The 16,906-nt window shown below is 65.1% G+C and carries 19 protein-coding genes, 2 tRNA genes and 1 pseudogene; 11 read left to right on the top strand and 11 right to left on the bottom strand.

The features are described 5' to 3' along the window. The first annotated feature begins 100 nt into the window (after window positions 1-100). Both ABIA42_RS18585 and ABIA42_RS18590 read left to right on the top strand, forming a co-directional pair. Window positions 101-2,158 (top strand): ATP-dependent helicase, encoded by a 2,058-nt coding sequence (locus ABIA42_RS18585; protein WP_370122556.1) that lies wholly within the window; start codon window positions 101-103, stop codon window positions 2,156-2,158. Between the two features lie 93 nt (window positions 2,159-2,251). After that, window positions 2,252-3,283, top strand: a pseudogene (locus tag ABIA42_RS18590) (LLM class flavin-dependent oxidoreductase). 121 nt (window positions 3,284-3,404) lie between these two features. On the opposite strand, the gene ABIA42_RS18595 reads toward ABIA42_RS18590, so the two are convergent. Beyond that, window positions 3,405-3,490, bottom strand: a tRNA-Tyr gene (locus ABIA42_RS18595). 207 nt (window positions 3,491-3,697) lie between these two features. Between ABIA42_RS18595 and rlmB the strand changes: the two genes are divergently transcribed. Then, window positions 3,698-4,528 carry a 23S rRNA (guanosine(2251)-2'-O)-methyltransferase RlmB gene (gene rlmB / locus ABIA42_RS18600; RefSeq protein WP_370122553.1) on the top strand — a complete coding sequence of 277 codons (831 nt, stop codon included), beginning with the start codon at window positions 3,698-3,700 and terminating at the stop codon, window positions 4,526-4,528. A gap of 165 nt (window positions 4,529-4,693) precedes the next feature. Here the strand turns inward: rlmB and ABIA42_RS18605 are convergent, their stop codons facing one another. Both ABIA42_RS18605 and ABIA42_RS18610 read right to left on the bottom strand, forming a co-directional pair. Continuing rightward, window positions 4,694-5,200: a hypothetical protein gene (locus ABIA42_RS18605; protein ID WP_370122551.1), complete on the bottom strand. Its 507-nt coding sequence runs from the start codon at window positions 5,198-5,200 to the stop codon at window positions 4,694-4,696. A 44-nt stretch (window positions 5,201-5,244) separates the two neighbouring features. Further along, window positions 5,245-5,730, bottom strand: coding sequence for a hypothetical protein (locus ABIA42_RS18610; protein ID WP_370122548.1), 486 nt, complete (start codon window positions 5,728-5,730; stop codon window positions 5,245-5,247). 282 nt (window positions 5,731-6,012) lie between these two features. On the opposite strand from ABIA42_RS18610, the gene ABIA42_RS18615 reads away from it, so the two are divergent. After that, on the top strand, window positions 6,013-6,486 hold the full coding sequence (locus tag ABIA42_RS18615; RefSeq protein ID WP_194393281.1) for a hypothetical protein: 474 nt from the start codon (window positions 6,013-6,015) through the stop codon (window positions 6,484-6,486). A 161-nt stretch (window positions 6,487-6,647) separates the two neighbouring features. Then, window positions 6,648-6,722 (top strand) — tRNA-Thr (locus tag ABIA42_RS18620). 41 nt (window positions 6,723-6,763) lie between these two features. Here ABIA42_RS18620 and ABIA42_RS18625 read toward each other — a convergent pair. Both ABIA42_RS18625 and ABIA42_RS18630 read right to left on the bottom strand, forming a co-directional pair. Further along, the gene (locus ABIA42_RS18625; protein ID WP_370122544.1) at window positions 6,764-7,477 is read right to left on the bottom strand and encodes a class I SAM-dependent methyltransferase; all 714 of its coding nucleotides are present in this window, start codon (window positions 7,475-7,477) and stop codon (window positions 6,764-6,766) included. A 73-nt stretch (window positions 7,478-7,550) separates the two neighbouring features. After that, window positions 7,551-7,688, bottom strand: a complete 138-nt coding sequence (locus tag ABIA42_RS18630) for a hypothetical protein (RefSeq protein WP_271532590.1) — start codon at window positions 7,686-7,688, stop codon at window positions 7,551-7,553. A gap of 300 nt (window positions 7,689-7,988) precedes the next feature. Here ABIA42_RS18630 and ABIA42_RS18635 point away from each other — a divergent pair, with 300 nt between their 5' ends. After that, window positions 7,989-8,216 carry a hypothetical protein gene (locus tag ABIA42_RS18635; RefSeq protein ID WP_194393277.1) on the top strand — a complete coding sequence of 76 codons (228 nt, stop codon included), beginning with the start codon at window positions 7,989-7,991 and terminating at the stop codon, window positions 8,214-8,216. Between the two features lie 3 nt (window positions 8,217-8,219). On the opposite strand, the gene ABIA42_RS18640 is transcribed toward ABIA42_RS18635, so the two are convergent. Further along, entirely contained in the window at window positions 8,220-8,624 is a 405-nt protein-coding gene (locus ABIA42_RS18640; protein WP_370124113.1) for a hypothetical protein, read from the bottom strand. On the opposite strand from ABIA42_RS18640, the gene ABIA42_RS18645 reads away from it, so the two are divergent. Beyond that, the gene (locus tag ABIA42_RS18645) at window positions 8,545-8,859 is read left to right on the top strand and encodes a hypothetical protein (RefSeq protein ID WP_370124052.1); all 315 of its coding nucleotides are present in this window, start codon (window positions 8,545-8,547) and stop codon (window positions 8,857-8,859) included. The genes ABIA42_RS18640 and ABIA42_RS18645 overlap by 80 nt on opposite strands. A gap of 300 nt (window positions 8,860-9,159) precedes the next feature. Then, a complete protein-coding gene (locus tag ABIA42_RS18650; protein WP_271532596.1) occupies window positions 9,160-9,414 on the top strand; it encodes a hypothetical protein in 255 nt (84 codons plus the stop codon). A gap of 27 nt (window positions 9,415-9,441) precedes the next feature. Here ABIA42_RS18650 and ABIA42_RS18655 read toward each other — a convergent pair whose 3' ends face one another. The 4 genes from ABIA42_RS18655 to ABIA42_RS18670 all read right to left on the bottom strand — a co-directional run bounded on the left by ABIA42_RS18655 (window position 9,442) and on the right by ABIA42_RS18670 (window position 11,933). Further along, the gene (locus ABIA42_RS18655; RefSeq protein ID WP_124157539.1) at window positions 9,442-9,684 is read right to left on the bottom strand and encodes a DUF6719 family protein; all 243 of its coding nucleotides are present in this window, start codon (window positions 9,682-9,684) and stop codon (window positions 9,442-9,444) included. A gap of 244 nt (window positions 9,685-9,928) precedes the next feature. Next, window positions 9,929-10,636: an outer membrane protein gene (locus ABIA42_RS18660; protein WP_370122539.1), complete on the bottom strand. Its 708-nt coding sequence runs from the start codon at window positions 10,634-10,636 to the stop codon at window positions 9,929-9,931. Between the two features lie 285 nt (window positions 10,637-10,921). Beyond that, the gene (locus ABIA42_RS18665) at window positions 10,922-11,317 is read right to left on the bottom strand and encodes a hypothetical protein (protein ID WP_271533701.1); all 396 of its coding nucleotides are present in this window, start codon (window positions 11,315-11,317) and stop codon (window positions 10,922-10,924) included. A 232-nt stretch (window positions 11,318-11,549) separates the two neighbouring features. After that, window positions 11,550-11,933 (bottom strand): His-rich protein BRANT, encoded by a 384-nt coding sequence (locus ABIA42_RS18670; protein ID WP_370122536.1) that lies wholly within the window; start codon window positions 11,931-11,933, stop codon window positions 11,550-11,552. Between the two features lie 249 nt (window positions 11,934-12,182). Here ABIA42_RS18670 and ABIA42_RS18675 point away from each other — a divergent pair, with 249 nt between their 5' ends. Continuing rightward, window positions 12,183-12,725 carry a lipopolysaccharide assembly protein LapB gene (locus tag ABIA42_RS18675; RefSeq protein WP_271532605.1) on the top strand — a complete coding sequence of 181 codons (543 nt, stop codon included), beginning with the start codon at window positions 12,183-12,185 and terminating at the stop codon, window positions 12,723-12,725. Window positions 12,726-12,832: 107 nt separating this feature from the next. Beyond that, window positions 12,833-14,224 carry a serine hydrolase domain-containing protein gene (locus ABIA42_RS18680; RefSeq protein WP_370122532.1) on the top strand — a complete coding sequence of 464 codons (1,392 nt, stop codon included), beginning with the start codon at window positions 12,833-12,835 and terminating at the stop codon, window positions 14,222-14,224. 40 nt (window positions 14,225-14,264) lie between these two features. On the opposite strand, the gene ABIA42_RS18685 is transcribed toward ABIA42_RS18680, so the two are convergent. Continuing rightward, window positions 14,265-15,833: a S10 family peptidase gene (locus tag ABIA42_RS18685; protein ID WP_370122529.1), complete on the bottom strand. Its 1,569-nt coding sequence runs from the start codon at window positions 15,831-15,833 to the stop codon at window positions 14,265-14,267. Between the two features lie 238 nt (window positions 15,834-16,071). Here ABIA42_RS18685 and ABIA42_RS18690 point away from each other — a divergent pair, with 238 nt between their 5' ends. Continuing rightward, complete coding sequence (locus tag ABIA42_RS18690; protein ID WP_370122526.1) at window positions 16,072-16,851, top strand: NAD kinase; 780 nt, start codon at window positions 16,072-16,074, stop codon at window positions 16,849-16,851. The last annotated feature ends 55 nt before the right edge of the window (window positions 16,852-16,906 follow it).

Raw genomic sequence — 16,906 nt, forward strand, 5'->3', positions numbered from 1 at the left:
TGGGGGCCGTCTTCCCCCTAAATCCTAATTCCGGTTCCGTCCAGCCGCATTGCGATTCGCGCCGGGATCGCCGACTCTCATCCTTTCACCGGGGCGATTCGTGGCGACATATCTGGACACGCTCAATGCGGAGCAGCGCCGCGCCGTCGAGCATGGCGTGGTCGAGGGCTCGACCGTGGGCGCGCCCCTGCTCGTCATCGCCGGCGCGGGCTCCGGCAAGACCAACACGCTGGCCCACCGCGTCGCGCATCTGATCGTCGCAGGCAGCGACCCCCGCCGCATCCTGCTGATGACGTTTTCGCGCCGCGCGGCGGCGGAGATGGCCGGCCGCGTCGAGCGCATCTCCCGAAAGGTGCTCGGCGAGAACAACGCCGCGATCATGCGCGATGCGCTCACCTGGGCCGGCACCTTCCACGGCATCGGCGCGCGGCTCTTGCGCGAATATGCCGAGCGGATCGGCGTCGATCCCGCCTTCACCATCCATGACCGCGAGGACTCTGCCGACCTGATGAACCTGGTGCGGCACGAGCGCGGACTGTCCAAGACCGCGAGCCGCTTTCCCGCCAAGGGCACCTGCCTGTCGATCTATTCCCGCTGCGTCAACGCCGAGATGGAGATCGAGAAGGTGCTGGGGGTGCACTATCCCTGGTGCAGCGGCTGGGCAGCCGAGCTGAAGGGTCTGTTCGCCGCTTACGTCGAGGCCAAGCAGGCACAGCACGTGCTCGATTACGACGATCTGCTGCTCTACTGGTCGCAGATGATGAGCGATGCGCTGATCGCGGAAGAGATCGGCGGCCGCTTCGACCACGTGCTGGTCGACGAATATCAGGACACCAACCGTCTGCAATCCTCGATCCTGCTGGCACTCAAGCCCGACGGGCGCGGCCTCACCGTGGTCGGCGACGACGCGCAGTCGATCTATTCGTTCCGCGCCGCCACCGTGCGCAACATCCTGGACTTTCCGCAGAGTTTTTCGCCGCGCGCCGAGATGATCACGCTCGACCGCAACTACCGCTCGACGCAGGCGGTGCTGGCGGCGGCGAACGGCGTCATCGGCCTCGCCCGCGAGCGCTTCACGAAAAATCTCTGGACCGAGCGCACCTCCGGGCAGAAGCCGCAGCTCGTCACCGTGCACGACGAGGCCGACCAGGCGCGCTACATCGTCGAGGCGGTGCTGGCGAACCGCGAGCAAGGCGCGTTGCTCAAGCACCAGGCGGTGCTGTTCCGCACCTCCTCGCATTCGGGTCCGCTGGAGATCGAGCTCACGCGTCGCAACATTCCCTTCGTCAAGTTCGGCGGGCTGAAATTCCTCGACGCCGCACATGTCAAGGACGTGCTGGCCCTGTTGCGCTTTGCCGAAAATCCGCGCGACCGCGTCGCCGGCTTTCGAATCCTGCATCTGTTGCCGGGCATCGGGCCGGCGACCGCACAGCGCGTACTCGACCAGATCGCGGAGAGCACCGATCCGCTTGCCGCGCTCGGCCGGCTCCCGGTGCCGGCGCGCACCGGCGACGACTGGACCGACTTCGTCCGCACGGTCGAAAATCTGCGCTATTCGGAATGGCCGGTCGACCTCGAGCGCGTGCGGCTCTGGTACGAGCCGCATCTCGATCGCATCCACGAGGATTCCGAGACGCGCCGCGCCGACCTGATGCAGCTCGAGCAGATTGCGAGCGGCTATGTCTCGCGCGAAAAATTCCTGACCGAGCTCACGCTCGATCCGCCGGATGCGACCAGCGACAAATCCGGACCACCCCTGCGCGACGAAGACTACCTGATCCTCTCCACCATCCACTCGGCCAAGGGCCAGGAGTGGAAATCGGTGTTCGTGCTCAACGTCGTCGATGGCTGCATGCCGTCCGATCTCGGCGCCGGCACCAGCGCAGAGATCGAGGAAGAGCGCCGCCTGCTCTATGTCGCGATGACCCGCGCCAAGGACGATCTCCACCTCGTCGTTCCCCAGCGCTTCTTCGTCCACGGCCAGGCCGCCAAGGGCGATCGCCACGTCTACGCCTCGCGCACCCGCTTCATCCCGGAATCCCTGGTCTACCTGTTCGAGCGCACCGCCTGGCCGAAGGCAGCCGCCGGCGCAACGCGCACCGCGGCGCAGGGGCCGAAGATCGACGTCGGCGCGAAGATGCGCGGGATGTGGCGGTAGGCCGGCCACGGAAACCGAGCATTTCCACATGTGCGCTTGTGACCCGGCCGCCGTCCCTTAGATCTGGTCGATCCTCCCACAGAGACCTGATCGATGACCGCACCGCTTGAATTCGGACTGGATACCTTTGGCGACGTCACAAGGGACGCCGCGGGCGACATGCTCCCGCATGCGCAGGTGATCCGCAACGTCGTGGACGAAGCCGTGCTGGCCGACGAGCTCGACCTCGACTTCATTGGCCTCGGCGAACATCACCGCGCTGACTTCGCGATCTCCTCGCCCGAGACCGTGCTGGCGGCGATCGCATCGCGCACACGGCGCATTCATCTCGGCTCGGCCGTGACGGTGCTGAGTTCGGACGACCCGATCCGCGTATTCCAGCGCTTTGCCACGCTGGATGCGCTTTCAAACGGACGCGCCGAGGTGATCCTCGGCCGCGGCTCCTTCACGGAGTCCTTTCCGCTGTTCGGCTTCGACCTGCGCAAATATGAAGAGCTGTTCGAGGAGAAGCTCGATTTGTTCGCCGCGCTCTTGTCGCAGCAGCCGGTGACCTGGGAAGGCAAGCTGCGTCCGCCGCTGCGGGATCAGCTGGTCTATCCGCCGGTCGAGAACGGCACGCTCAAGACCTGGATCGGCGTCGGCGGCAGCCCGCAATCGGTGGTGCGCGCCGCGCATTACGATCTGCCCCTGATGCTCGCGATCATCGGCGGCGATCCTGCGCGCTTTGCGCCTTACGTCGATCTCTATCACCGCGCCTTCAGGGAGTTCGGCCGCCCGTCCAAGCCGATCGGCGTGCATTCGCCGGGCTACATCGCCGAGACCGATGCGCAGGCGCGCGAGGAGCTCTGGCCCGACTACAAGGCCATGCGCGACCGCATCGGCAGGGAGCGCGGCTGGCCGCCGATGGGGCGCGACGAGTTCGTCAGCGAGGCCGAGCATGGTTCGCTTTATGTCGGCTCGCCGGAAACGGTGGCGCGGAAGATCGCGAAGACCGCGAAGGCGCTCGGCATTTCACGGTTTCAGTAGAAGTACTCGGCAGGACCTTTGCCGCACGAGAAGCTGATGCGGAGCATCGAGCTCTATGGTCGGAAGGTGGTGCCGATGGTGCGGGAGATGATGGGGTAGCCTGCGTCTGGAGCCGGTCCGCCTACGCCCTGCGGGCTACGGCGTGACAGCCTTCGCTCACTTCGCGCCACGAGCACTTATGGTGGCTTGCCTAGCCGTAGCTCGCGAAGCGAGCGAAGGCTGGTGGGGGAGGCAGGACTCGAACCTGCGAAGCCATGAGGCGGCTGATTTACAGTCAGCTCCCTTTGCCACTCGGGACACTCCCCCGCTCGACGGCAGCACAATCGCGGCCGGACCTTGCCGGCGACCGAAGTCGGCCATGGAACGTGAAGGCCGCGACAACCCGGATCGGGGCGCGACCGGGCGCGTTTATGGGCGATGCGGTGGGGCAAAGTCAACCGAGGCAAACAGCTAAAATCGCGCTCGCAGCTACCGAAATTGCCATATTCCGGAACCCATGACAGAAGCGAGCCCATGAAGGATCGAAAATTCGGCCCCAAGGGGGCTCGCGGCGGGGCTAAGCCCTTCAACCGGCCCGGAAAATCGGCCGGCCGCTCGGCGCGGCACGACCGTGATTCGCAACTGGACGGCCCCGTCATCCTCTATGGCTGGCACACCGTCACCATGGCGCTGGCCAACCCCCAGCGCCGGATCCGCAAGCTGACGCTGACCGAGAACGCTGCAAGGCGCCTTGCGGAAGAAAACATCGAGACCCGCGTAGCGCCGGAGATCGTTCGGCCCCAGGAGATCGACCGGCTGCTGTCGCCCGACGCCGTGCACCAGGGCCTCCTGGCCGAGGCCGATCCCCTGCCCTCGCCCGATATCGAGACCCTGACGCAGGAAGGCATGGTGCTGGTGCTCGACCAGATCACCGATCCCCATAATGTCGGCGCCATCCTGCGCTCGGCCGCAGCGTTCGCGGTGAAGGCGATCGTGACCACAGCACGGCACAGTCCGGAGGCGACTGGCGTGCTGGCCAAGGCCGCCTCCGGCGCGCTCGAACTGGTCCCGATGGTCACGGTGCAGAACCTCGCCCGCGCGCTGACGGCGCTGAACGAGCGCGGCTTCCAGACCGTCGGCCTCGACAGCGAAGGCAGCGAGGATCTCAGCGATGTCGCGCTGCGCGAGCCGCTTGCACTCGTGCTCGGCGCCGAAGGCAAGGGCCTCAGGCAATTGACCCGCGAGACCTGCAGCGTCGTGGCGCGGCTCGACATGCCCGGCGAGATCAAGAGCCTCAACGTCTCGAACGCCGCCGTGCTCGCGCTCTACGTGGGCGCGAGCCGGCTCGGCCTGATGAAGCGCTAAAGCATGATCCGGAAAAGTGTGCAGCGGTTTTCCGGAAAGATCATGCTTAAACAACAACCTAAAGCGCGATGACGATTCATCCTAATCGCATCGCGCTTTGGCACAACAAAACGCCCGCCCGCATCGCGCGGACGGGCGTCTCGTTGAGCTCTAGCCGATCAGAGATCAGTGATAGCGGCGCGGCGCGCGGTGACCGCCATAGTAATGCGGCGCGTGGCGATGAGCGTAGCCATAGCGCGGACCGTGGCCGTAGTGCACGCGCGGCAGATAGCCGTAGCGGGGGCCGTAGCCATAACGATACGGACGGTAGTACGGGCGGCGATAGGGGTAAGCTGCCGGCGGCGCGACCGCAGCGGCACGATAGCCGTAGCCGTAATTGGCGGGCGCAACGACCGCGTCCTCACGGTAGGTCGGATACGGCGCGAACGCGCCCGGACCGGTATAGGTCGGGCCCTGGTTCACGTAATAATACTGCGTGGTCGGCTCGACGAGACGCTCATAGGCGCCATAACCGTAGCCGTAGCCGTACCCATAGCCGCCGCAGCCGGTGTTGCAGCCGGAATAGACCGGCGCAACCGGCGCGCACGTGGTGAAGCCGCAGGCGGCGGCGGGCGCGGTGGCGGCGAACGTCACGGCGGCTGCCACGACCAGTCCCGAAATCATCTGACGCATTACTCTCTCCTGTTGATTTCCGTTTTTTTGGATTGTCACGTTTCTCAACCCGGCCGCCTGCCGGGTAGCTCTGTACGCGGCCGCGGCCGCGGGGGCCGAGGACGATCGTTGATCTCGGGCGCGTAGATCACCGGCGGCGGATCGACCAGCGGGTCCATCTGCGCTGGCAGCGGCGCGGACGAGGCGCCCCAGCTCTCGTGGTAGCTCTCGGCGGGCTTGGGTAATTTGCGGTTGGCAGGCGGCTCGACCTCGAGCCGGCCGTAGCCCGGCCGCAGGCCCAGCGTCGGATAATAGTGGCCGACATGGTCGGGTTGACGCTCGGCGATATAGCGTCCGCCATAGATCGTGGGCTGCACCTGCTGGTTCTTGCCGAGGCCCCAGGTGCCTTCGACCACGGCATAGGACGCGTCGATGTTGTTGATGATGATCGGCACCCCGGGGCGGCCGGGAACGACGATATCGAAGCCCTCGCCGGCAAACGCCGTCGCAGGCAGTCCGATCAGAAAGGCGGCGAGCGCCACGGCGCGCATGAGGGGACCCCGATTATCCGGCGACAACCTAACCGATCGCCACGCAGAGAGAGTTAAGGCCTGCTCACCAATTTCCGGTAAGCCTAATGTGTAAGGGTTGCGCGCCGCTCAAATGCTGCAAAGCAAGCTAGCGAAGTGTTAACGGCGCGGGGCTCCGCCGCCGGAACAGCGCGGCCGTGCTCACATCCGTTTGACTGTTCAGCTGCGAAAATCCACGGTTGCATCGGAACGTCCTGTGCCGTCGGCGTTTAGCCCCCGTCAACGAAATGGGAGTGAACAGCCATGAACATCAAGCTTCTCGGGGCGACAGCGATTGCAGCGACCATGCTGGCAGGCTCCGCCATGGCGCAGGCGGTCGTCACCAATCCCGGCCGCTGCGCGGCGCAATTCCCCAACGCCAACTGCCAGAACCTCGGCCCGGGAAACCCCTACACCGATAGCGGCTATCGTCATCGCCGCGCGTCCTATCGTCAGACCAATAGCGACTGGAATAACGACTGGAACAGGAGCCGCACCGGCTTCTGGCCGACCGACGTCGCAGCGGGCGTTGCCGGCGCCGCGATCGGCACCGCTGGCGCGATCGCCACCGCCCCATTCCGCGCCTGGGACAATTCCTACGCCTATGACAATTCGTGGGACCGCGGCTGGAACAACCGTGGATGGGACACCCGCACCTACGCCCAGCGCAACGGCTTCGTCTGTACGCCCGGTACCTGGTTCAAGGGCGAAGACGGCCGCCGGCACATCTGCCAGTAGTCAACGAGCGTGAGCGCGATGGATCAGGCGGCCTTCGGGCCGCCTGTTTCGTGCCTGCGCCAATCATCGCGGGTTCTGGCACTTTCCAACCAAGTCTGATATTGCGACGCGCGGGCGGACAACCGGCGCATATGCCGGGCCCCGCTCTGCTTTCAAGCGTCGCCGGCTTAGCTCAGCGGTAGAGCAGCGGTTTTGTAAACCGAAGGTCGGGGGTTCAATCCCCTCAGCCGGCACCACGTCTTGACCGCAGTTTCAGTTCGAAGTCTTCAGGGCGCTGCTATTCCGAGCCGCTATCGGGCTTCGCATTCGGCAATTGATCCAGGCGCCAGAGCCCGAGGCTCTTGTCGCGCCAGCCACCACCGCCCTCCTCGCAACGCTCGTTGATCAGCGCGTCCGGCGCGGGCCAGTTGAACGGCGCCTTCTCCATGTTGAGCGCCCGCCAGTCGCCGTCCTCACAATCGCGGTTGCCGTCCCATTCGGGAAAGGTGGTGACCAGCAGGAAGCGCGCCCCGCTCATCCGGAATTGCGCGAGGGCGCGATCGATGTTCGCAAAGCTCAGATGCACCAGGCAGTCCCGGCAGAGAATGATGTCCGCACGCGGCAATGCATCGCGCGTGATGTCGGCGACGAGAAACCGGCCCGGCGAGCTGCCGTCTGCGACACGCCGGCGGTTGGCCTCGATCAGCGACGGCACGATGTCGATGCCGGTGTAATCGACATCGAGCTCGAGCCGGCCAATCCACCCGGCATCGCCGCAGGGCGCATCCAGCAGCGAGCGCACGCGGAGCCGTCGCAGCAGCGCAGGAAGCGCCTCGCGGATCGCGGCGGTCGCGGGATCCTCCGAGCCGAGGCCGGATACCGAAGTGGCCGCGCCCCAAAGGTTGGTCCGCTCGATGCGCTCGAACCGTGCGGCGAGATCGAGGCCCGCGAAATTCTCGCGGTCGGCAAGGAAACGTTGGTGGGCGAGCACGGGAGGACGACAGGAGATCATCGGACGAGCCTCGAGCCAAGTCGCGAGCCAGTGTACAGGCGATGCGTCGCCGCCGAAATCGCCTGCCTTACCCTCAGGCCGGCTTCTGCCACTCCATGACGTGGAAGAAGGGCACGCGGCGATGACGGGCGACCTGCTCGGGACTGCCGCCTGTCGGCTGCGGCTCGACGAACAGACGCAACTGGAGACCGTGATCGAGCAACTGAGTCATGTAGGTGCTGAGCGGACGGTGCCAGTTCTGGCTTCGGATGCCGTGCCAGGCGGCCCAGATCCGCTCGCAGCGCAGGCGCCGCTACTGACCATAAATTCGATCAGAGTTCAACATGAGGTAGCGTGCGTGTACGATGCGCTCCACCACGGTCAAAGAGAAAGCCAGGATCGCCGCCGGTGCGGTTACGGCTGTCGTCATGACGGCCGTGCTGTTCGCGATCGCAACGGGTTTTCTGCTGGCACGACAGGTCGATGAAATGCCGGACCGGAACCAAAGACGTGCGTCACTCGTTCTTGACCCATGCGGATCAGGGAAGAAAACCGAAACATCATTCTGCTGGTGACAGTGATGCTGTGCTGTGGCGCCGTGGCCGGCACGTTGACACTGTTCGAACCGGAGCTGGTGCCGGCCCCTGAAAAGCGCGTCGCCGAGAGAGCTGTGATCGACGTCGCCCGGACATCGATCCAGGCTCCAGTCCGGGTGGTCGGCGCGCCGTTCGAGCCCAACGTCAATCCCCGCGAGCGGTAGCGCTCACCGCGGCGATGCCTCCCTGCCCTCCGCGGACAGGGCGTGGGCACGCGCCAGTTCTTCCGCAAACGCGATCACCTCCGCCCGCTTGTCGGGCGGCAGCGACAGGAACGCGCGGATGAGCCTCAGCCCCTCCACTTCGTCCGACCGTTCTTCTCCCGCGACCATTCTCTCAATGTCGGGCGATCGGGAAAAATATGCAATCCCTTTCGAACCTCCTTGATTCGATGCAGCCGCTTTGCTGGAATGAGCGCGGCTGAGGTGGATCATGAAATGGATCAGGGAGCGCGACGCACTGATCGCGCAGACACTGGCCTTCGTCCAGTCGGTGACCGGCAGGAAGGATGACGTCCTGCAGCCGGATGCGCCCGCGGTTGGCTCGCCCGTCACGGTGGAGATCGTCGCCATGGAGGCGGTCGCCGTCGAGATCGAGCCGCCGCAAGTTCCGCTTCCACCCCGGCCCGCACCTTTCCCGGCGCTGCGGGCAGGCGGCGATTTCCGCACCGAGATGCAGGCCCGCATTGCCAGTTTCCGTGAGCATCAGGAGCGCTTCGAGCGCGAGCGTGAGGAATATTGTGCGGCGACCCTGACCAGATTGCGTGCCGCCATCCGCGACGTTTCCGGCCCGCCGGCCAAAAAATAAGGCCGCCCGGTCAAGGGCCTACAGCCAGGACCACACCAGCCAGAGATTGGCCGCACAGGCGCCGAACAGCCCCAGCGCCAGCGGCAGGAGCATGTGCCCGCAGGATGTGTTCAGGTCGCTCGTCATGGCGGAAAACATCCGCTGATTCCGGCCGACGAGTCCCAGGGATTCTTTTTTCCGGGATTCAGGACTCGTTAAGGACTCAGGGCCGGCGACGGCCGGTCACGGCCCCGTGATCGGACCGCAGCCCGGAACCCCTGACGGGGCAGCTCGTTAATGGGGTTTCCTGGAGCGGGAAGAATGCCCTACGCCCTATTCTGCAACGATGCCCAGATCAGCAAGGCCTATCCGAGCGAGTCGGACGTCTGGAAGCTCGCGCAGCGAAGCGGTCTCGTCGTGGACGTGGTTGCGGACGACGAGCGGCCGGGACCGCGCCGGGTGCTCGACAACGGCTACGAGATCGCGCCGTGCCAGGCAGCTCGGGGCGAGGACCCCGCCAAGAACAAGGCGGAGGCCGACCAGCAGTCGAGGATGGAGCTTGAGCTGAATTCCTGAGTTCCGGCACAAAACCGGAGCGGAGGCTCAGGGCGTCGCGGCCGCCAGCGAAGCCTGCTCGCCCGGCATGGCCACGCAGGCTTTGCGGCGATGTAACCCACGGATGGCGCCGGTCACCTTCATCACCTTGCCCGACGGACAGGAAGCGTCCTTGACGAAGGCCACCTCATAAGGTGCCAGCATCAGAGGCTCGGATTTGAGGATTGTCTGTGCAGAGCACGGGAGGCAGGAGAAGCACGAGAGCACCACTGCCGACACCAAGATACGCATGTCCGTCGTCCCACCAGCCCGATAATTGTCATATAACGCGTTCCGGAGCGCGAGTTCCGTAGATCGCAAAAATTATTTTTGCTTTACCCCGGCCCCATGACGCGCGTGAGAAGGCGCGCCAGCCACCGTTTGCAAGCAAATGACGCGCCAGATGGTTCACGCAAAGCAAACAACGGGCTGACAAACCGGCAAAACAAAGGCCGGCGGAGCCGGCCTTTGTCGGGTCTTCAATGGCCGCTGGCAGTCAGTAGCGGGAGCCTGCCGGACCGCCCCAGCCGAAGCGGTAGTTCACCCCGACTTTGACGGTATGCTCGTCCTCCCGGCCACGAACGCCGACGATATCGGCCGGGCCGGAGGTAAAGGTGGTGCTGCCGAAATTGTAGTACTGGTACTCGGCCTTGGCCGACCAGCTCGGCGCGAACATGTATTCGAGGCCGGCGCCGACGGTATAGCCGTCCTTGTTGTTGCCGGTGGTGGTGAAGGCCTGCGGCACCCCGGCGATGTTCACGCCAAGGCCGTTATTACGCCAGGCATAACCACCCTTGGCGTAAAGCAGCGTCGGTCCCCAAGTGTAGCCGATGCGACCGGTCACTGATCCGATCTGGTCGGTGTTGGAGGTCACCTGCGTGCCCAGTGGGAAGGTGGCACCGTTGTTGTTGGTCGGCAGCCAGGAATACTGAGCTTCGATACCCACAACCCAGTTGGGCGCGAACTGGTAGTCGAAGCCGCCCTGCACGCCGCCCATGAAGCGGGCGTCGCTGGATTGGAAGCTGCTGTCGCCGGCAAACGCGCCGCCGACATGGCCGCCGATGTAGAAACCGGTCCAGTTGTAGATGACCTGCGGCGGCGTATAGGCCGGAGCCTTGGTGTAGGTGCGCGGCTGCACATCCGCGGCGGCGGCCGGCGCGGCCAGCGCAAGCACAGCGGCTGCACCCAGCAAAATGGACTTCATGATCATCCCCGTTCTTTCATAACGACACTCAGGAAACAACGTGGCGTGAATTGGGTTGCTTCGCGGCGATGCCGGAACGTTGATCGTTCGTCACTGTGACGGGGTGGCAACAACGCGATTTTGTTCCGTCACACCGCCCTGAACTAACGGTTTTTGTCGCGTGCACAAGGCCTGGCGCAACGATTTGTCTCAAGAGGAAATCACCCCGTTCAAAGCTCGCCGAAATGTGATCCAGCGTCTCTGGCTGCGTCTGTCTAACATCAGGCGATGAAGGCGGGCTTTGCGCTACCGCGTCATCTTTTCCAGTTCCGGAAAGGGTGCGTAAACCGCACCGGCGCAGAGATCGCTGGTCCTGTCGACCACGCGGTCCGCCCGGCCGTTGACAAAGATCACGGCCCGTTCGCGCATGGCCTTGTAGCCGCCATCGGTCTCGCGCGGGGTGAAGTGCAGGCAGCTCACATAGAACTGCCGGCCTCCGACCTCGCGCTGCACCGGATCGGCCATGCTGGCGTCGCGCACGCCGACCGGATTGTTGAGATAGGTCCGCATCAGGGCCAGCGTGTCGCTCCGGAAATTGTCGGGAAACGGCTGCGGTCCGCCGGCCTGGGTCCCGCCCATCAGCGTTGGACGGTCACCGTCGCTGCCGAAACAGGCCGCAAGTGCCAAGGGCAATGCCAATATCACCGCACATCTCGCCAACCGCCCCACAGGCCCCGCTCTCCGCTCGATCAGATCAGGAGACGTTCTAGCCCCAAGGCTGCACGAAGGGAATTCGCTTGCAGCGGCGCAAGCAGCGCACCGGCCCGCCGCCAACACCTCGGGCTTTCGCACGAGACACCGCGAACGGACCGGGCCTGAAGTCCGCGTGCGGCGGCGGGGCAATGCCAGGGATGCCGCCGCGCGGGATCAGCCGTCAGTTGCGCTGGTCTGATGCCGCCGGCTTGGTGACGTCCGGCTGCGCCTTCTGCGACTCCTTGGCCGAGACCTGCTTGTGACCATGGCGATCCTTGCGCACGGTCTTGTGCTCGCCGGTGGTGACCGCAGCGTTCGCGTTCATCGCCTTCGACTTGGAATCCACCTTGGCGTCGATGGCCTTGACGTCCGCAGGCTTGAGATCAGCCTTGGCGTCGGCCTTGACGCCGGCGTCCGGTTTCGCGGCGGTGGTCGCCGCCTTGGTCTGGCTCTGGTCCGCCTTGATCACCGGGGCAGTCGTGGCGGTCTTTCCGGCCTCGGCAGCGAAGGCCGGGGCTGCGATCACGGTCGCTGCGAGCAAGGCTGCGGAGATGGTCTTCAACATGGTGGTCTCCTCTTGGAAGGATCTCGAGGCGGCGCCCTCTCGCCCACCCTTCGATCGTAGGTGGCAGCCTAGGCGGGGCACATTGAACCCAGTCTGAAGCCCCTTGCAGGCTTCCGTTCATCTCGATGACAAGTTTGTCATCAGCGACCGGGCGAATAGATCGTGTGAAGCGGGAATGTTTTTGCGCGACGGGTGTTCGGTCTTTGGGCAATCGTGTAGGATCGCCACGTTCCATACGGGAGAATTTCGATGCGCAAACTCTCAATGCTTGTTGTGCCGGGCCTCGTCGCCATGACGCTGGCGGCGGCACCGGTACTGTCGAGCGCCTACGCCGCGGGCAGCGACGAGCCGTCCTCGCCGCCGAAGTCGGATAGCTCGTCCAAAAAGGGCAAGAAGAAGAGCTCTTCCATCAGCGATCCCAAGTTCCTGGCGGCCTATCGCACTGCCTACGCCGCGATCTACGACAATCACGATTACACGGGCGCGATCGACCAGTTGAAGTCGCTCAAGCGCGACGACGTCGCGGACGTCGCCAATCTGATCGGCTACTCCTATCGCAAGCTCGGCGACTACCAGTCGTCGAAGGTCTATTACGAGCTGGCGCTGAAGGACGATCCGAACCACGTCCGCACCTGGCAGTATTACGGCCTCTGGCAGCTCGAACAGGGCAACCGCGAACAGGCGCAGTATCATCTGAACAAGATCGCCTCGCTTGCCGGCACCGACAGCTCGGAGTATCGCTCGCTTGCCGCAGCGCTCGACAAGCCGACCGGCGCGACGCTGGTCTACTGAGACATCGCGACCTTGAACGAAGTGAACGGGCACAACCTTTCGGGTTGTGCCCGTTCCGCTTTCTCGGCTAGCCTCCGCCACCAATCTTCCCTGCAGATTGGTGTGCAATGGACACGTGGCTGCGATCCGCGATCGACTACATCGGCTCCTGGATCGAATTCCAACTGACGACAATCCAGCAGCCCGGCGTCATCGTCGCATTCGCCCATCGCGGCGAGGTCGTCGCCGAGCATGCGTTCGGCCTCGCCAATCTCGATACCGGCGAGAAGCTCACCCCACGCCACCGCTTCCGCATCGCCTCGCACTCCAAAAGCTTCACCTCGGCCGGCATCATGAGGCTGCGCGAGCAGCGCAAGATCCGGCTCGACGATCCCGTGGGCGATTATGTCGGCGGCCTGCATCCGCGCGTCGCCGAGACGACGATCGCGCAAGTGCTGTCGCACAGCGCGGGATTGACGCGCGACGGCGCCGATTCCGGCCAGTTCATCGACAGCCGCCCCTATCTCGACACGAAAGAGTTGCTCGCCGAATTGAAGCTGCCGACCGCAATCGAGCCCGGCACCCGCTTCAAATATTCCAATCACGGCTTTGGGCTGGTCGGCCTCGTGATCGAAGCGGTGACCAGGGAGCCCTACCCGGTCTGGATCAAGCGCGAGATCATCGAACCCGCGGGCTTGCGCGAAACCGAGCCGAATGCACCGCTTGCCAAGGGCACGCCGTTCGCGTGCGGTCATACGCGCATAGTCCCGCTGGGCGAACGCTGCGTGATCCCTGGCGACAATCCCGCACATGCGATGGCATCCGCCGCAGGCTTCGTCGCCACCGCCGCCGACACCGCCCGCTTCTTCGCGCAGTTGGCCCCGAACGCGAAGAAGAGCGTGCTGTCGGTCGCGAGCCGCCGCGAGATGACGCGACACCATTGGCGCATCCCGCAGAGCTTCGAGACTTACTATGGCTTGGGCGTCAATGCCGGCAAGACCGACGGCTGGGACTGGTTCGGCCATGGCGGCGGTTTCCAGGGCTACATCTCCCGGACCTGCTCCATTCCCGCTTGCGAGCTCGCGATCAGCATCCTCAGCAACTCCATCGACGGCGCGGCCCCGTTCTGGATGGATGGCGCGATGCAGATCCTGCGCACCTTCAGGACCCACGGTGCACCCGACCGCCGCGTGCGCGACTGGACCGGCCGATGGTGGACGATCTGGGGCGCGACCGATCTCGTCCCCGCGGGCAACCGCGTGCTCGTCGCCAATCCGCAGTTCAACAACCCCTTCATGGACGCCGCCGAGATCGAAGTCACCGGCCGCGACACCGGCAGGCTGGCCTGGGCGGCCGGCTATTCCAGCCATGGCGAGCCGGTGCGCCGGATCCGTGACAAGCGCGGCAAGATCAGCGACATCTGGATCGCCGGCGCGAACGTGAAGCCGGCCAAAGTCGTCGCGCGAGAGATGGCGCGCAGATACAAGCCGCGCCGACGCCGGCCTCTAGTTAGAGCATGACCCTGTCGGAAAGCCGCCACACGTTTTTGCGGATCCTGCTCTATTCCCTGATCATCGCCTCGACCTCGTTGCGGAACGCCTGCCGCGATCCGTCGCGCGAGTAGAACATGTGGCCGCCGGGATAGACGACGAACTTCACGCGTTGCGTCACGAAGGCCGGCAGCTGGTCGAGCACCCGCTTCGTTCCGAAATAGGGCGTGGCGAGGTCGAACAGCCCGTGCCCGACCAGGACGTTCAGCTTCGCATCTGTGGCGAGGATCTGGCGCAGCTCGGACACCGATTGCGGCGGGTTGATGCCACGGCCGAAGTCCCAGTGGCCTTCCACGGCGCCGTTTAGGACTTCGTAGGAGCCGTCGGGCCGCCAGTTGAGCTTGCGCGTCAGCACGTCGACCGCTGCGCTCGTCAGCGGCGCCTGCAGCGAATCGCCGGAGGGATCGCCGAAGCGTGAGCTGCTGGAATCCGGATAGGGATCGAAGCCACGCACGGAGGCATCGTAGCGTCCCGTCACCTTGCCGTTCTTGCGCTCGAACTCGCGGCGGAATTCACCGACGTCGAAGCGGCCGGCGAGCCTGCGACTCACCGCCTGGTCGATGCCGGTGAGCTCGGCGACCTTGTCGGCCAGGCGATTGGTGGCGTCCTTGTCCGCCTCGCCCTTGACGAGGTCGGTCAGGAATTCGCCGCGCGCGTAAGCCTCGACGTCGGCGAGGTCGGCGCGCTTGACCGGTCCCTTGGCCTCGCGCGCCACCGCGACATAGCTCGGCAGCGTCGCGACATATTGCAGGAGGCTGGTGCCGGTGAACTCGCGGAAATCCAGCAACGGCGACACCATGATCAGTCCCCTGACGCCGACACCGTGCTGAAGCTGCAGCTGGCGCACGACCTTCGGGCCGCGAATGCCGCCATAGCTTTCGCCGGCGACGTATTTCGGCGAAGTCAGCCGATCATGTTTCTCCAGCCAGCGGCGGATTACGAGCGCGATCGAATTGGCGTCACCGTCGACGGAGTAGAAGGATTTTCGCGCGTCGTCGCTGCTGGCGACAAATCGGCTGTAGCCGGTGCTGACGGGATCGATGAAGACGAGATCGGTGAAGTCGAGCCAGGTTTCCGCGTTCGGCTTCACCTCGGGCGAGGCCGAGGGCGACAGGGCTTCGCCATCGAGCGGCAGCCGCCACGGACCGGCCGCGCCGAACTGGAGCCACGCCGAGGACGCGCCGGGGCCGCCATTGAACAGGAACGTCACGGGGCGCGTGGCGCGGTCGGCACCATCGAGTTCATAGGACGTGTAGGCGATGTCGGCCAGCGGCTCGCCCTTGCCGTCGAACACGCGGATCGAGCCGGCGGTCGCGGCGAAATTGAGGGTTCGGCCGGGCAGATCGAGCGTCTGCTTCGTGGTCGAATCCGGCGGGAGACGGTGCAACTCGGCCGCCGATGGCGACGCCTGCGACGCGTTCTGCGGACCACCGCCGCGACTGCCCTTCTGCCCGGACGGAGCAGCTGTCTCCGGGCGCGGCTTCGGCGGATCGTCGGCGCGCGCAAATCCGGCAAGCGCGAAAGCCGAGACCGCCAGCACCAGGACCGTTCGACGGAGCACCGGCAAATTCGTGACCATGATCGTTCTCCCTGCCCGGCTGTGACAGCCGGTGAGGACAGAAAGGTTAGCCCGGAATTGCGACGCTTTGGGGAATCCTTGGTCTGGCGGGGCCTGAACAGCCCGCAGAGGGTCAAATCACCCGGAGCGACAGTCTCCGTTAGCTTTGGAGGGCGGTCCTCCTCGACAATGCAGGCCCACCTCGTATAGACGAGCCCGGCGGAACTTACTCGAGCCAGCGGCACCTGCCCGGGAAGCCATGACCAAGCCCTCGCGATACGACCGGATCGCCTTCGTCGCCAGCCCGAGCAGCGAGGCGCAGGCCGCCGTCGGCCAGCTCACCAGGGACTATGGCAATTGCGAGCCGAAGGATGCCGACGTCGTCGTCGCGCTCGGCGGCGACGGGTTGATGCTCCAGACGCTGCACCAGAACATGCACACGGGAAAGCCGATCTACGGAATGCACCGCGGCACGGTCGGCTTCCTGATGAACGAGTACTCGACGCACGATCTGCGAGCACGGCTCGAGGCCGCGCATGAATCCGAGATCAACCCGCTCCTGATGCGCGCAACCGACATGCACGACCGCGTGCACCTGCACCACGCCATCAACGAGGTCGCCCTGTTCCGGCAGACCTACCAGGCCGCACGCTTGAGGATCCTGATCGACGAGCGCGAGCGCATGTCCGAGCTGATCGCCGACGGCATCATGGTGGCGACGCCGGCGGGCTCCACCGCCTACAACCTGTCCGCCCAGGGACCGATCCTGCCGATCAACGCCGCGCTGCTGGCACTGACACCGATCAGCGCCTTCCGTCCACGCCGCTGGCGCGGCGCGCTGCTGCCCAACACCGCCTATGTCGTGATCGAGGTGCTGGAGGGCGAGAAGCGCCCCGTAGCGGCGGTCGCCGACCACGACGAGGTTCGCGACGTCCGCCGCGTCGAGGTGCTCTCCGACAAGACCATCTCGATGCGGATGCTGTTCGACCCCGGCCATAGCCTCGAAGAACGTATCCTGCGCGAGCAGTTCGGCTACTGAACCGCCCGCCGCCACGCCTCCGGGGACCCGGTCGCAACCCTTCGTTAACTCCCGG

This window comes from Bradyrhizobium sp. USDA 327 (assembly GCF_041262065.1).
GTDB lineage: Bacteria > Pseudomonadota > Alphaproteobacteria > Rhizobiales > Xanthobacteraceae > Bradyrhizobium > Bradyrhizobium liaoningense.